General features: G+C 65.1%; 9 protein-coding genes. 4 read left to right on the forward strand and 5 right to left on the reverse strand.

All coding sequences use genetic code 11. The features are described from left to right. Positions 1–138: 138 nt before the first annotated feature. The 3 genes from JZY06_RS06850 (at position 139) to JZY06_RS06860 (ending at position 4295) form a co-directional block, all read left to right on the forward strand. Positions 139–1632: a succinic semialdehyde dehydrogenase gene (locus JZY06_RS06850; protein ID WP_207278816.1), complete on the forward strand. Its 1494-nt coding sequence runs from the start codon at positions 139–141 to the stop codon at positions 1630–1632. Positions 1633–1733: 101 nt separating this feature from the next. Beyond that, a complete protein-coding gene (locus tag JZY06_RS06855) occupies positions 1734–3008 on the forward strand; it encodes a cryptochrome/photolyase family protein (protein ID WP_330617167.1) in 1275 nt (424 codons plus the stop codon). A gap of 237 nt (positions 3009–3245) precedes the next feature. Next, positions 3246–4295, forward strand: coding sequence for an alpha/beta hydrolase (locus JZY06_RS06860; protein ID WP_207278817.1), 1050 nt, complete (start codon positions 3246–3248; stop codon positions 4293–4295). A 429-nt stretch (positions 4296–4724) separates the two neighbouring features. On the opposite strand, the gene JZY06_RS06865 is transcribed toward JZY06_RS06860, so the two are convergent. From JZY06_RS06865 to JZY06_RS06885, 5 genes are all read right to left on the reverse strand, one after another. Continuing rightward, positions 4725–5618: a prenyltransferase gene (locus tag JZY06_RS06865; protein WP_330617168.1), complete on the reverse strand. Its 894-nt coding sequence runs from the start codon at positions 5616–5618 to the stop codon at positions 4725–4727. Further along, on the reverse strand, positions 5615–5908 hold the full coding sequence (locus JZY06_RS06870; RefSeq protein WP_207278818.1) for a lycopene cyclase domain-containing protein: 294 nt from the start codon (positions 5906–5908) through the stop codon (positions 5615–5617). Before JZY06_RS06870 ends, JZY06_RS06865 begins: the two co-directional genes overlap by 4 nt. After that, a complete protein-coding gene (locus JZY06_RS06875; protein WP_207278819.1) occupies positions 5905–6270 on the reverse strand; it encodes a lycopene cyclase domain-containing protein in 366 nt (121 codons plus the stop codon). Before JZY06_RS06875 ends, JZY06_RS06870 begins: the two co-directional genes overlap by 4 nt. A 19-nt stretch (positions 6271–6289) precedes the next feature. After that, the gene (gene crtI, locus JZY06_RS06880) at positions 6290–8005 is read right to left on the reverse strand and encodes a phytoene desaturase family protein (protein ID WP_207278820.1); all 1716 of its coding nucleotides are present in this window, start codon (positions 8003–8005) and stop codon (positions 6290–6292) included. A gap of 247 nt (positions 8006–8252) precedes the next feature. Then, entirely contained in the window at positions 8253–9056 is an 804-nt protein-coding gene (locus tag JZY06_RS06885) for a glycosyltransferase family 2 protein (RefSeq protein WP_207278821.1), read from the reverse strand. 1103 nt (positions 9057–10159) lie between these two features. Here JZY06_RS06885 and JZY06_RS06890 point away from each other — a divergent pair. Further along, a complete protein-coding gene (locus JZY06_RS06890; RefSeq protein ID WP_207278822.1) occupies positions 10160–14032 on the forward strand; it encodes a sialidase family protein in 3873 nt (1290 codons plus the stop codon). Positions 14033–14074: the final 42 nt, after the last annotated feature.

Genomic DNA, 14074 nt, shown 5'->3' on the forward strand with positions numbered 1-14074 from the left:
CTGCCGTTGCACTGTTTTTGACGTTTTTCCGCGCACCTGCGCCCGGCAATGAGCAAAACTGTGCGGCCACCGCTGTGCCGGTGGCTGCACCTGTTGTTGCCCCGGGCACCCCAGGTTTCTTACCCGATGAGGCTGATGATGAGTTCACTTCCCGACATTGTTGTCCACTCCCCGGTCGATGGCCGGGTGGTCGGTACCCTTGCCGCCCACAACACCGACGACGTGGTCGCGGCGTTCGCCCGCGCCCGCCGGGCCCAGGCGGAGTGGGCCGCAGTGCCGGTGCGCAAGCGGGCCAAAATCGGCAAGCGGATGCACGATTACGTGCTCGACAACCAGTCCCGGCTGATGGACATCATCCAGGCGGAAACCGGGAAAAACCGGGCCGGTGCGTTCGAGGAAGTCCTCGACGTGGCGGTCACCGCCCGCCACTACGGGTTCACCGCGGAAAAACTCCTGCGGCCGAAACGGGTGCGCGGCCCGTTGCCGATCATCCATAAAACCGTGGTGCAGCGCGCCCCCGTCGGCGTGGTCGGTTTCATCGCCCCGTGGAACTATCCGCTCAGCTTCGCTGTCGCCGATGTCATCCCGGCCCTGATCGCGGGCAACGGGGTGATCCTGAAACCGGATTCACGCACCCCGCACACCGCCCTGTCGGCCGCGGAACTTCTGCTCAAAGCCGGTATTCCCGATGGTCTTTTGCACGTGCTTCCCGGCCACGGCATCGAAGTGGGCCAGGCCATCGCGGAAAACTGCGACTATCTGATGTTCACCGGTTCGACCAGCACCGGCCGGGTCCTGGGGGCCAAGGCCGGGGAGCGGCTGGTCGGCTACACCGCCGAGCTGTCGGGGAAAAACCCGATGATTGTGCTGCCCGGCTGCAATATGGAACGCGCCATCCGCGGCGCCCGGCGGGCGGCGTTTTCCTCTGCCGGGCAGATGTGCATTTCCTCGGAGAGAATCCTCGTCCACAAAGATATTTACGACGAATTCAAAACCAGGTTCGTCGCCGACGTGAAAAGCATGGCGGTCGGGGCCGGATCCTCCTGGGAGATTGACATGGGATGCCTGTACGCCCCGGAACAAGTCGAACGGATGGATAAAATCGTCACGGACGCGGTGGATAAAGGCGCGGTGCTGCTCACCGGCGGGCATGCACTGCCGAACCTGGGGCCCAGTTTCTATGCGCCCACGGTCCTGGAGGGCATCACCGACCAGATGATCCTCGGCAGCGAGGAAGTGTTCGGTCCCGTCGTCTATCTGGAGCAAATCGACTCCATCGACGATGCGATCGAGAAAGCCAACAACACCGACTACGGGCTGAACGTGTCGATCTTCGGGCCGCGCGCCCAGGCCTGGAAACTCGCCCAGCACATGCATGCCGGCACCGTCGGCATCAATGACGGCTACGCCGCGGCGTGGGGGTCGGTGCACGCGCCGATGGGCGGCTGGAAGATTTCCGGTATCGGCCGCCGCCACGGCGATACCGGTCTGACTTCCTTCACCGAGGAACGCACCGTCGCCGAACAGCGTTTTATCAGTTCATTCTCCCAGAAACCGGAGGACTGGACCGGCAACACCTTCGCCGACACGATGACCAAGGGCCTGAAACTGGCCAAACATTTCCTCCGCTGAGCCTCCGTGAAAAAACGGTGGCGGCGCCGGTTGTGTTCCCGGCCCGCCACCGCCGAGAACCATCCGCCCCGGCGGCGGTGAAAGCCGGTGTCAACCGACCTGTGTGCCCCTCAGATTGCGACCGTCCCGTGGTGGTGTGGCTGCGGCAGGATCTGCGCAGCCATGACCATCCGGCCCTGGATGCCGGCCGGCAGCTGGCGGCCAGTTCCCGCCGCCCGCTGGAGATTGTCTATATCACCGACCCGGCGACCAACCCGGCGCAAACACAGCTGATCGACAACCGGCTGCGCTGGCTCAACACCCACGACCGGCGGCTGGCCGGAACCATCAGGGTCACCGCCGGTGACCCGGGGGAGGTGCTGGCCGCGCTGCGGCCGGTGAAAGTCTATGTCACCGCCGACCACAGTCCGGCCGGGCTGCGGCGCGACCGCCGCGTCGCCGACCGGTTGGGCGGGTCGGTCCTGGAATCGGCGGACACCCGCTACGCGATCCCGCCCGGCACCCTGACAACCGGTGCGGGCACCGGCTACAAGGTCTACACCCCGTTTTTCAACGCCTGGCAGGGCTGCGGGGCCGACCCGGTGCACGGCGAACTGCCGCGCCGCGGTGACGATCCGGTGTGGGACGACTGGCTGGAGTTCATCGGCCACCGTCTGCCCGGCTACCGCGACAGCCGGGATATCCCGGCCGTCGACGGCACCAGCCGCATGAGTGCGGCTTTGGCCATCGGGGCGATCCATCCGCGGGAAATGCTGGCCACCATCGGCAGCGGCCCGGCCGGGGCCGACGACTGCCTGGCCTACACCCGCGAACTGGCGTTCCGGGAGTTTTACGCCGATGTCCTTTTCCGCCGCCCGGAGACCGAACACAGCAACGTCAACCCGAAATTCAACGCCATGGCGCTCAACACCTCCGGGGAGGAATTGACCGCCTGGGCACAGGGACGCACCGGTTTCCCCATCGTTGACGCGGGCATGCGGCAGCTCAACGCCACCGGGTGGATGCACAACCGGGTGCGGATGCTGGCCGCCAGTTTCCTCACCAAAGACCTGCACCTGCCGTGGCAGGACGGCGCCGACTATTTCGCCGCCACCCTCATCGATTTTGATCCGGCCACCAACCAGCACTCCTGGCAGTGGTGTGCCGGAACCGGCACCGACGCCTCCCCGTATTTCCGGATCTTCAACCCGCAGACCCAGGGCAAAAAATTCGATCCGCAGGCCACCTACATCACCCGGTGGGTGCCGGAACTCGCCGGGGTGGCGCCGGCCGATATCCACGCCCAGCGGAATCTGCCCGCCGCCTACCCGGCACCGCTGGTCGACCATGCGGCCGAACGCGCCGAGGCGTTGGCCCGCTGGGAAGCGATCAAATAATCCCGCCCCCTGGCCCCGGCGGGCCGGGGGCGGGGCGCACCGCCCACCGGAAGCTGACGGGGGCCGGGATGTAACACCGGGCCGGACGGCCGCGGATAGGGGGGTACACCCACCGGCACAGACTCATGTGAATTGTGTTTATTTGTGTGACTGGTGGGGTGAAAGTTGTATTGTTGGTGGGGTTCGGTATTGCCGCGACGGCCCGAACCAGACTCCCCGCATAAAGGATAGGAACACATGGCAAAAACCCGCGCACAAGGCGGAACAACCCGCAGCCGCCTGAGTGTTGTCATCGCCGCGCTTGTGGCCCTGGCGGTCGCCCTCGGCGGCATGCCGCAGGCAGCCGCCGCCGGAAACCGGGACTGGCTGCGGCCCGGCTGCTCCTGGGATGTGCACGGCCACTGGATCCAGAAATGCTGGGTGTGGTCGGATGCCAACCAGCGGCATATCCCGGTGCTGGTGCAGCCGTCGAAATTCGGCGGCCGCGGCGGCCTGTACATGCTCGACGGGTTGGAAGCGCCGAAAGACGACAACTACTGGGCCCGCACCCCGGCGATGGAAATCTTCCTCGACGACAACATCAACCTGATTATGCCCGGTGGCGGCGGCGGACAGTTCTACGCCGACTGGGCGATGGCCGGGCAGCCCTTGTCGTCGGGAGTGTCATCGAATGATTCCGGCGGTATCCCGCCGGTGCAGATCATCCAGTGGGAAACCTTCCTCACCGCCGAACTGCCCGGCTGGCTGGAAGCCAACTTCGGGGTCGACCGGCACCGCAACTCGATTCTGGGGATCTCCATGGGGGCGCTTCCCGCATTGACGATTGCCGCCCGCCACAAAGACCAGTTCGTCCAGACCACCGCCCTGTCCGGGTTCATTGACCCGACGATTTTCACTAGTCTGCTCTACCTGACAATGGTGCAGATCACCGCCTCCCTGTTCGGCGGCGGCCAGCTGTGGGAACTGTACGGCTCGTCCGGGTTCTCGTCGAATATGGCGAAAATGGATCCGGCCCGCCAAATCCCGGCGCTGCACGGACTGGATGTGATGGTCTACGCCGGTGACGGGTCGAAACCGGCGCAGGATCATTTCCCGCCGCCGACAGCTGTCATCCAGTCGATCGTCGGGGAGAGACTGATCCGGATCGCCACCGACAGTTTCGTCAACAAAGCCCGGGCCGGCGGGGTTGCGGTGCGCTACTACCCCTCCCAGGGGCTGCACACCTGGGAGCCGTGGGTGCGTTTTGTTCGGGAGCACCGGCAGGATTACCTGAACAAAATCGGCTGACACAGCCCCGGCACCCCGGGATAGTCTTTCCCCGCCACCCCACCGCCAACGCCGCCGCCCCGGCCCACCGGTGGGGTGGCGGTGTGTTTTCCCCGGCAGATGCCCCGGCGGCCGAAAACAACGCCCGGCGGGCCGGCTCCGGCATGCCCGCGAGGGCGCCGCCGGGGCGTTTAACCGGTCGGCAGGACAAAGGTGGGCACGTGCCGCCGGGGATTGTGCCGGCCGTGGGGGCATGGTCGATGACAGCGTCACCGGCCGTGCCGAAAACCCCTGCTGAAAACCACAGCCGCGGCAGGCCACCCCGCAGGCCCCGGACACCGCGTGGGGTAGGCCCGGGAGCACGCCCGGCAGCAACTCCGCCGGTGGTGTCGGTGGCAGACGATGCGCGGGGCGGGGGATGTCTCTGCCGCGGAGTGCGGATGCGGTGATCTAGCCGATGGTGGACGCCAGCATGGTGATGGTGATGATGGCCCCGGCCAGGTAGTTGTAGAGCAAAAACACCCGCCACCCGCTGCGCGCCCGGGTGCAGTTGTCATCGGCCAGCCCCATGAACCGGCCGGAGTTGACCGCATAGGGCACCACCGCCAGGGCGGCGATGAAACTGGGGGAGGGAAGAAACAGCAAAATCAGGGCGGCCAGCACATACCAGGCGGTGGCCAGACGGGCGGTGTTGGCTGCCCCGGTGACAGTGGCGATACTGGCCAGGCCGCCCGCCCGGTCGGCGGTGACATCCTGGATCGCCCCCAGGGCGTGGCTGGCCATGCCCCACAGGAAAAACGCGACCATCGACCAGATGAACCAGCTGCCGACCGGATTGCCGGTCATGGTGGCGCCCACCAGAGCCGGGGTGACAAAGTGCGCGGCGGAGGTCACCGAATCAAGGAAGGGTTTTTCTTTGAACCGCAGGCCCTTGACCGAATAGGCCAGCACCATCAGTGAACTGACCACCAGCCAGACGCCGCTGGCCCAGGTCCCGCCCACCAGAAGAAGCACCAGGAAAGGAACGGTGGTCACCGCCGAAGCAGTCAACAGCAGCCTGTGGTGGACACGGTCGGTGACGGTGCCCTCGACCCCACCCTTGCGGGGATTGCGGATATCGGATTCGAAATCGAAGACATCGTTGATGCCGTACATGGCGATGTTGTACGGGACGAGGAAAAACAGGGTGCCGCACACCCACCGCCAGTCGATCCCGCCGCCGGTCAACAGGTAGGCCGCGGCGAAGGGGAAAGCGGTGTTGATCCAGCTGATCGGCCGGGAGGCGCCGATGACAACGGCCACCGCGTGGAGCCACTGTCTGGTGCGGGTGGTGGGGTGTGTCACCGGCGGGTTCCTTTCCAGGGCCAGAAACCGGTGACCACCAGGGCGGCCACCAGCGGGTAGGTGAGATCCTCGACGGGCATCAGCCCGATGGTGATCCCGGAGTTGTGTTCACCGGCGTAGCCGACCAGGCCCACGGCGATCATGAGATTGTCGAAAATAACCGTCAGCACCGTCAGGGCGGCAATCACCAGGCCGGTGACAGCCGGCTGGTGGGCCATCCGGTGGCGGGCCCGCCACCACAGCAATCCGGCCACCACCACAAACGGTGCGCTGAGAAGAAAATAGGTCATCGGTCCGCCCCGCTGTCAGTGCCGCCGCGGGTGCCGGGGATCCGGTGGCCCCGGGCGACCAGCGCGCGGGCCGCGGCGGTGAGATTGATGGTCAGATAGACAAGGAACAGCAGGAAAAACGGCTCTTCCAGGGGCATGTCGTCAAACAGCTCGATACCTGACATCCAGGGGGAGTCGCCGCGGAAAAACACCCCGCAGAAAATGGCGGCGCTGTCCCAGAGAAGAAAAACCGCCACCAGTGCCACGACCAGCGCCGCAGCCCGTTTCGGCTGCCGGAAAAACGCCAGTTTCCACCGGTAGTCGCAGGCCACCATCGCGCCGGTGGAGGCAAGAACACAGACAAGGTAACTCAACGGCTGCATGGCTGTTCCCGCGGGGTCGCTAGCGTCCCGCCGCGGCGCGCCCGCCGGGGGGTGCCGACAGTGGTTCTTCCAGCCGGTCGGGGGTGAGATCGCCGCGCAGTCTTTTCACCACGTTTTCCGCACTGATCAGACACATCGGAATCCCGACTCCCGGCACGGTGGTCCCGCCGGCATAGTACAGATTGCCGATCCGCGCCGACTGGTTGGCGCCCCGGAAAAAAGCCGACTGGGCCAGGGTGTGGGCCGGCCCGATCGAGCCGCCGCGGAAGGCGTGGTAGCGGTCGGCGAAATCGGCCGGGCCGGCAGTGAAACGGTGCACGATCCGGTCGGCCAAGTCGGGGATGTCGGCCCACTGGGCGATCTGGGCGATCGCGGCATCGGCGATATCTTCCACCAGGGGCGAGCCGGTGCCGGAAAACACGCTGCCGTGGCCCAGATTCGGGTCGGCGGGAACCGGGATGAGCACAAACAGGTTTTCGTGGCCGTCCGGGGCCACCCCCGGGTCGGTTTTCGAGGGCGTGGAAATGTAGATCGAACTGCTGCGCGGCAGACCGTCGCCGATACGGTCGTAGACGATACGGAAATCGGTGGTCCAGTCATCACTGAACAGCAGCGTGTGGTGGGCCAGCTGCGGCAGCTGACCTTTGACCCCCAGATAGACCAGCACCGTCGACGGGCCCGGATCCCGGCTGCCCCACCACGACTCGGGAAACGTCCGGTACCCGGCGGGCACCAGCGCTGTTTCCGTGTGGTGCAGATCAGCGCAGCTGACCACAATATCGGCGGGCAGATGCACAATGGCACCGTCGGCGCTGCGCACCCTGACCCCGGTGGCATCGGCCACCGGGTGGCGCAGCCGGGACCACGGGCCGGGAATCCGGCCGAGCCGGTCGGCGGCCCGCTGCAGCGGGCCGGCATAGGGTGCGGCTGACGGTGTGGTGGTGATGGCCAATGCTTCGGTGGACAGCCGGAACGTGGCCCCGTGCTGCTCGGCGAGCCGGTGCATCGAGTCCATCACCGCGGTAAACCCGCCCATCGGGTAGCGCACCCCCTGGGTGAGATCGGCGTGACTCATCAGGTGGTACAGGCTGGGGGCCGCCGACGGCCGGGTGGATAAAAACACCGCCGGATAGGTCAGTATCTGCAGCAGCCGGGTGTCGTGGACGTAGCGTTCGGCGAAATCTTTCATCGAGGTGGTCAGCAGCGTCGCCAGCTGCGGAGATTTCGCCACCACCTCACCGGTGACGATCTGCTTGACAGAGCTGAACGTGGTGTAGAGGAAACGCCGCACCGCAATGTCGTAGGCGTCGGCCGCCGAATCAAGATAGTCGCGCAGTTTCTCGCCGGAACCCGGTTCAATCGACTCGAACAGCCCGACAACTTTGTCTTTGCCGTTGGGGACGTCGAGCATCCCGCCGTGTTCCGGATAAATCCGGTAGGCCGGATCCAGCATCGGGCAGTCAAGCTGCTCGTCGGTGCTGGTGCCCATCATGGCGAAGAAATGGTCGAAAGCATCGGGCATGAGATACCACGACGGGCCGGCATCCCAGCGAAATCCCTCCGCCTGATCAGTGGCAAGGGAAAACGCCCGCCCGCCGATGGTGTCGGTACGGTCGATGCAGGTCACCTCATAGCCGAGTTTCGCCAGCAGCGCACTGGTGGCAAGCCCGGCGCAGCCGGCCCCGATGACCACCACCTTCGTGTGTGACGGATCCGTGTGCTGGGGTGTGGCCATGGGGATGACGTGTCCTTTCCGCCGCTAACGCGACAGGTGTGGTCGGCCCGGGAGAAAACGGCAATGGAAAAACATGTGCAACACACACGTCACACCGCGGGCCGCCGCAGGCGGGGCGAAACCTGCCGGGACTGTACCAAGCTTCCCGGCCGGGTACCTGCGTATTTCCCGATGCTAGTCGGATTGGCGGGGCCGGGCGCTGTAACAGTTGCGGGCGTGGGGGCCAACCGGTGGTCTTTCCGGCGGACTAAACCAGCTGCCGCAGCGGGGCGGGCAGGCGGCCGCGTTCGGCCAGACGCACCCAGGGCGGCTGCTTTGACCAGTTCACCGTGATGGTGTGCATGCCGCGCAAGAAACGCCTGGCGATCTGCCCGGCCCCGACAAGGGCACGCGGATCCATCTCCAGGACGAGATCTTTTTGCAGCCACACCGTCTGATCGGGGGTGAGGGTAAACGACAGCTGCATGTCCTCGTGGACGACAGTGTCGGTGAAATCGACGGTGTCTTTGACCTGCTCCCAAAAAGACCTCCGGATGCAGTAATTGGTGCCGAACATCGGCTGATGTCCCAGCGCCAGACCCACCGACCGCCGGTAGGCCCCCAGATACAGCGCCGATGACACCCTCCCGGCCGGGTCGGGGAGCATGAAATGCCCGGAGCCTGTCACCGCCACCACTTCCCGTCCGCCGGAACCCGCCTGGCTGTCCACCGCATCCCAGGTGCGGTGCAGCCGGGCAATGAAATCGGGACCGGGAACCACATCGGCGTCGGTGCGCAGCATCACGTCACCGGTGGCCGCGGAAAAACCGGTGCCGGTGGCAAAAGTGATGCCGCGCCGGGCCTCGGGGACAACCCGGGCGCCGAAGGAGGCGGCAACGGCAGCGGAATGATCGGTGCAGCCGTTGTCGACGACAATGATCTCATCGGCCGGGCGGGTTTGGCGGGCAAATCCGGACAGGGCCCTGCGCAGCAGCTCCGCGTCATCAAGGCAGGGGATCACCACACTCAGCCGCCGGTTGCTACCGTGCCCGGCCGGAAAACGTTCAGTCATGATGTCCTCACCATTTCATCGGTGGGCGGGTGGGCTACAAGTGACACACACCGCAAGCCCCGGCCCGCTGTCGGGGTTTGTTTCATCCACGCTAGTGCAGCCGGCAGCGCCGGGTGGGCGGGACCCGGCCGGCACCCCGCATCCACCGGGACGACGGTTGTGCACTCGGCTGTGGCCGGGCCTGCCGGCTGCCGGCCCGCACCTGTCGTAAAACGCCTGAACCACTACCCCCGGTGACTGTGGAATCTGTCACTGTCGGTGGTGGGCATCGGGCGATCCGCACGACCCCATAACGGGGGGAGGGAAAGGAAATGCGCAGGAAACTATGAGCGTCACACATTCACGCCAAGGGGTGGTCGTGAGGGGTGTTTTGGTAAGGGGATAAAACCGTGAAAATAACCGTTACACTGCATTTCCCTATCATCTGTCGGCAAAAGTTATGTCTGTGATTACCTAACCGGTATCGGGGTCGCAGTGACACAATGACACTTTTCCTTTCTTTGCCCCAGTCGCGGATGATAACCCCAGAAGAGGATGGACGGGTGCCCCCGATAGGGGTGGGTGGGCATGAAAACCAGCCGCCATGTGGGGTTGCTCCCACCCCTTCTTGGCCGGCGGCTGGCGCGGTCTGCGGCGGGTGTCCGGTGGGGTGTGCCGGTATCGGGCGGCATCCGGCGCCGTCGTTTCGGTCGGTGGCGGTGGAATAGCCGGCGGCGCGGCCCCGGCTGCTTTTTTCGGGGCGGTACCACCCAGCGCACCCCCGCGGATGTATCGATGGTGCTTTTTTCTCCTGTGTGGCAGCTGCGGTACGGGTGCCGGGGTGTTTGTGCTCACGGTGCGCCGGGCAGCGGAAACAGGCGGTAGCGGGGGCTGCCACGGGCTGCCGGAAAGATATGCCCATACCGCTGGTGGGGTAATCGGACATAATCCCACGGCCGGGCCGGGGAGGGAAAAAAGTTTTGGGGTGGGTGCTATGTCGGCGACCGCCCCGGGGGTGGGTTATTTCGCGATAGGGTCCGTCGGACGAGTGTTTCGCGGCCGGTGAACCACCGCCCGAGGAGTGGTGTTTTTCCTGCCGCGGACAAGGACAGAAAGGCACATCCATGACTGTGTTGACAAAGCTCAAGCCGGTGACAGCCGCCCTGGCCGCCCTGGCTTTGGGCGCTGCGGCAGTAGGGGTACCGCAAGCCCAGGCCGCGCCCGGTGATCCGCCGCCGCCGGAATTCGCCGCAGGCCCCGCGGGCTATGACGTTGACCCCGATATGACCGCTGACCCGCTGTTTGAGACCGTGGAACTGGCCCACGGGGGTGATGACGGATTCAACTGCTACCGCATTCCGTCCCTCGGTGTGGCCACAGATGGCACGGTTTTGGCCAGCTACGACGGTCGCCCCCACAACTGCCAGGACGCCCCGCAGGGCAACTCCATTGTTTTGCGGCGCAGTACCGACAGTGGCGGCAGCTGGACGGATCCGGTGGAAATCGCCCCGGGGCAAAACCACGGGCAGAAATTCGGCTACTCCGATCCGTCGGTGATCACCGACTGGCAGACCGGCACCATTTTCAACTTCCACGTCAAGTCCTTCAACACCGGTATCGGCGGCTCCCGGCAGGGCACTGACCCCGATGACCGCAATGTCATCCACGCCGCCTACGCCAAGTCCACCGACAACGGGTTGAACTGGACATACGACCATGTCATCACCGGGGACGTCACCAACCAGAGCGATTGGCGCGCCCGTTTCGCCACCTCCGGCAACGGCATCCAGAAGCAGTACGAGCCGCATGCCGGCCGGCTGATCCAACCGGCGATGGTCATCCGTCCCGGCCAGTGGGGCAATGTGGCATGGTATTCCGATGATCATGGCGAGACCTGGCAGGCCGGTGAGCTGTTTGGCAACCACGGTGACGAAAACAAAATGGTCGAACTGTCGGACGGGCGGATCATGGACAACAGCCGCTCCTCCCGGGGTGGGCAGGGGGTGCGCCTGATTTCCCATTCGGATGACGGCGGTGACACCTTCACCGACCCGGTGGGGGATCCGAATCTGCCGGATCCGCACAACAATGCGTCGATTATCCGCCTGTTCCCCAACGCGCCCATGGGATCACCGAAATCGAAGGTGCTGCTGTTTTCGAACACGGCCAACGGGGCGGTGGCTTTCAGCAACCGCAACAACGCCACCATCCGCATGTCCTGCGATGACGGGCAGACCTGGCCGGTGGCCAAACTGTTCAAAGCCGACGACATCCAGTACACGTCAATGGCGACCCTGCCCGACGGCACGGTCGGTGTGCTGTGGGAAAACCACAACCACGGCGCCCACAACAACATCCACTTCACGAAGTTCAATCTTGCCTGGCTCGGCGGAACATGCATGCAGGCCACAGCCGACGACACTGTCATTGCCGCCGACTCGTCGGGCGAGGTAATGGTGACGGTATCCAACCCGGTCGGCGGCGCCATCGTCGATCAGCCGGTGCGCTTTACCGCCCCCAGCGGATGGGAGGTCACCGCCGACAATCTCACCCTCGCCCCGGGGGAGACCGCCACGATTCCGGTGGTTGTCCGCACCCCGGCCGAGGCCTGGGACGGGAAGAACAAGATCCTGCTGTCGGTGGCCAACGGCTACCAGATCGCGCAGGATTCCTTCACCGTCACAGTCACCGGCGGGCGGGATGTCTCCCGGGAGGTGACGGTGACATCGGAGGTCCTCGGCACTGCCGGGAAGGTGCTCACCGAAGGCCAGCAGATCCGTTACCGCTTTGTGGTCAACAATCCCACCCCGCACCCGGTCAATATTGTTCCCTCCAGCAGCGAATTGGATGGCTTTGACCCCTTCACCACCACGACAGGCAAAAACTGCCGGTGGGGCACCTTCGGCGCCCGCCACAAAGCAAGCTGTGATTTTGCGTTCTACACCGTCACAGCAGACGATGTGGAACGCGGCCACGTGCAGTTCACAACCACCTGGGCGATCACCCCGAAGGGCGGGCCGACCCGGACCACGGAAACACTGACGGTGATCACCCCGAAAAATGATGTGTCGCCGACAGTGGTGCACCACACCGCGGTGTCGGTTGAACGGGTGGAACCGGTGGTCTCCGACGGCAGTGAACAGCAGGTACCCCTGCGGGCCACGGTTGTCGTCGATGATGATGCGCCCCTTCCCGCGGGCAGCGCCATCCGTTTCTACGCCGACGGAATCCAGATCGGCCAGAACGATGTTTCCTCCGACAACAGTGCCTCCATTGATGTCACGGTGCCGTCCATCGGCCCGGGCCAGGTGGAAAAAGACTATGCGGTCACAGCCCGGTTGATCATCCCGGCGGACAAAACCCGCTCTTTCACCACCCGTGACGGTTTCAACACCGTCACTGTCCTGCCGCAGCCGAAACCGGATAGCCCGCGCCGCGTGACCGTCCACGAGCGCCACCCGGTGGTCTCCAACGGCCAGACACAGACCATTGTGCTGGCTGCCACAGTCACCGGTGCCGACACCAATCCGCAGCCGGATGTCCGGGTGAGTTTTTTCGTCGACGATGATGCCGTGGCCACCGCCACCACCGGTGATGATGGTCGGGCGGTCGTCGAATACGATGTCGCCAGCCTTCCGGCCGGCCGGTCCGAACTCACCAGACACATCAGGGCCACCGTTGACCGGGAAGAAAAAGAAACCGAAATCCGTCTGGCGGCCGAAGGCACGGCAGCGCTGGTGATCAAACCCGTCCCCAGCCCGGTGACCGCGACATCCACCACGACCACCACCGCCACGGTGACGCAAACAACAACAACGACACCGCCGGTGGAAACAACGACAGTGGTCACGCCGACAACCGTCACCGAAACCTCCACCACGACGCTGCCACCGGTGACCGAAACAGTCACCAAGCAGCCGGAAACCATCACCAAACACCCGGAACCGGCCACGGTGACCCACACCCCGGCCCCGGTGACCACCACGGTGACCACCACACCGCCGGCACAGACAACCACCGCAACAACCAGGGTGGAAGTCCCGGTGACAGAAACCGTGACCACAACTCCGGCCACTGTCACCGAAACCACCACGGCCACGACAACGGCCACCACCACCGCACCGGAACCTGTGCCGATCACCGTGACCACGACCCCACGGCCGGTGACCACCACGGCCACCACCACGGTTGACAGGCCGGTCACCAGTCATGTGACACAGACCGCGACCGCGACGAAGACGGTGACAGCCACCTCAACTGCGACGCGGACCTCCACGGTGACAACCGAGGTGGCGGTTCCGACAGCGGTGACAACGACCCTCGTGGTCACCGAAACCCCGGTGACGACGGTGACCACCTTCCTCGAACCGGAACCGGCCGAGCCGTCCCCTGCCACGGTGACACACACAGTGACAGCACCGGCCCCCGCCCCGGTGACCGTGACCACGACACTTCCGGCCCCGCCCACAGAGACCGTGACCGTCACCCCTCCGGCAGCTGCCCCTAAAACAGTCACCACCACTGTCAAGGCGACCACCACCGTGACAGCTGATGCGCAGACAGTTACTGTCACCGCTGCTGCTGAGCCGGAACCGGTGGAGATTGAACCGGCCGGTGAGCCGGTGGAGATTGAACCGGCTGGTGAGCCGGTGGAGATTGAACCGGCTGGTGAGCCGGAACCGGTGGATAGTCAACCGGCCGGTGCCGGTGACAGTGATCCCGCCGACGGGCGGGACAATCCGGAAGAAAAACAACAGCCCGCCCCCAGGGACACGCTGCCACCGGCCGACAACCGGGCCGTGGAGCTGATGGCCGCAACCATGGCCGCGGTACCTGTGGTGGGTGTTCTCGCCACCGGTGCGGCTGCCGCCATGACCTACGGGCCGGCGCTGATGCAGCTGGTGCCGTGGTGGAACCCACTGCACTCCGATATCTATGCCGCGCTGGTGAGATGGATGAAGACCGTCATCTTCCCGCTGGCAGGCCCGCTGCCGTAGACGGCACCAAAGATCCGGGCCACTGCCGGATCCTGATCAACA

Origin of the sequence: Corynebacterium mendelii, assembly GCF_017307055.1 — a bacterium.
In the GTDB taxonomy this organism is placed as follows: Bacteria; Actinomycetota; Actinomycetes; order Mycobacteriales; family Mycobacteriaceae; genus Corynebacterium; species Corynebacterium mendelii.

What these genes read in the sequence shown, in the direction of transcription:
- JZY06_RS06850 (WP_207278816.1), top strand. Translation starts at nt 139, where the DNA reads ATGAGTTCACTTCCCGACATTGTTGTCCACTCCCCGGTCGATGGCCGG.
- JZY06_RS06860 (WP_207278817.1), top strand. Translation starts at nt 3,246, where the DNA reads ATGGCAAAAACCCGCGCACAAGGCGGAACAACCCGCAGCCGCCTGAGT.
- JZY06_RS06870 (WP_207278818.1), bottom strand. Translation starts at nt 5,908, where the DNA reads ATGACCTATTTTCTTCTCAGCGCACCGTTTGTGGTGGTGGCCGGATTG.
- JZY06_RS06875 (WP_207278819.1), bottom strand. Translation starts at nt 6,270, where the DNA reads ATGCAGCCGTTGAGTTACCTTGTCTGTGTTCTTGCCTCCACCGGCGCG.
- crtI (WP_207278820.1), bottom strand. Translation starts at nt 8,005, where the DNA reads ATGGCCACACCCCAGCACACGGATCCGTCACACACGAAGGTGGTGGTC.
- JZY06_RS06885 (WP_207278821.1), bottom strand. Translation starts at nt 9,056, where the DNA reads ATGACTGAACGTTTTCCGGCCGGGCACGGTAGCAACCGGCGGCTGAGT.
- JZY06_RS06890 (WP_207278822.1), top strand. Translation starts at nt 10,160, where the DNA reads ATGACTGTGTTGACAAAGCTCAAGCCGGTGACAGCCGCCCTGGCCGCC.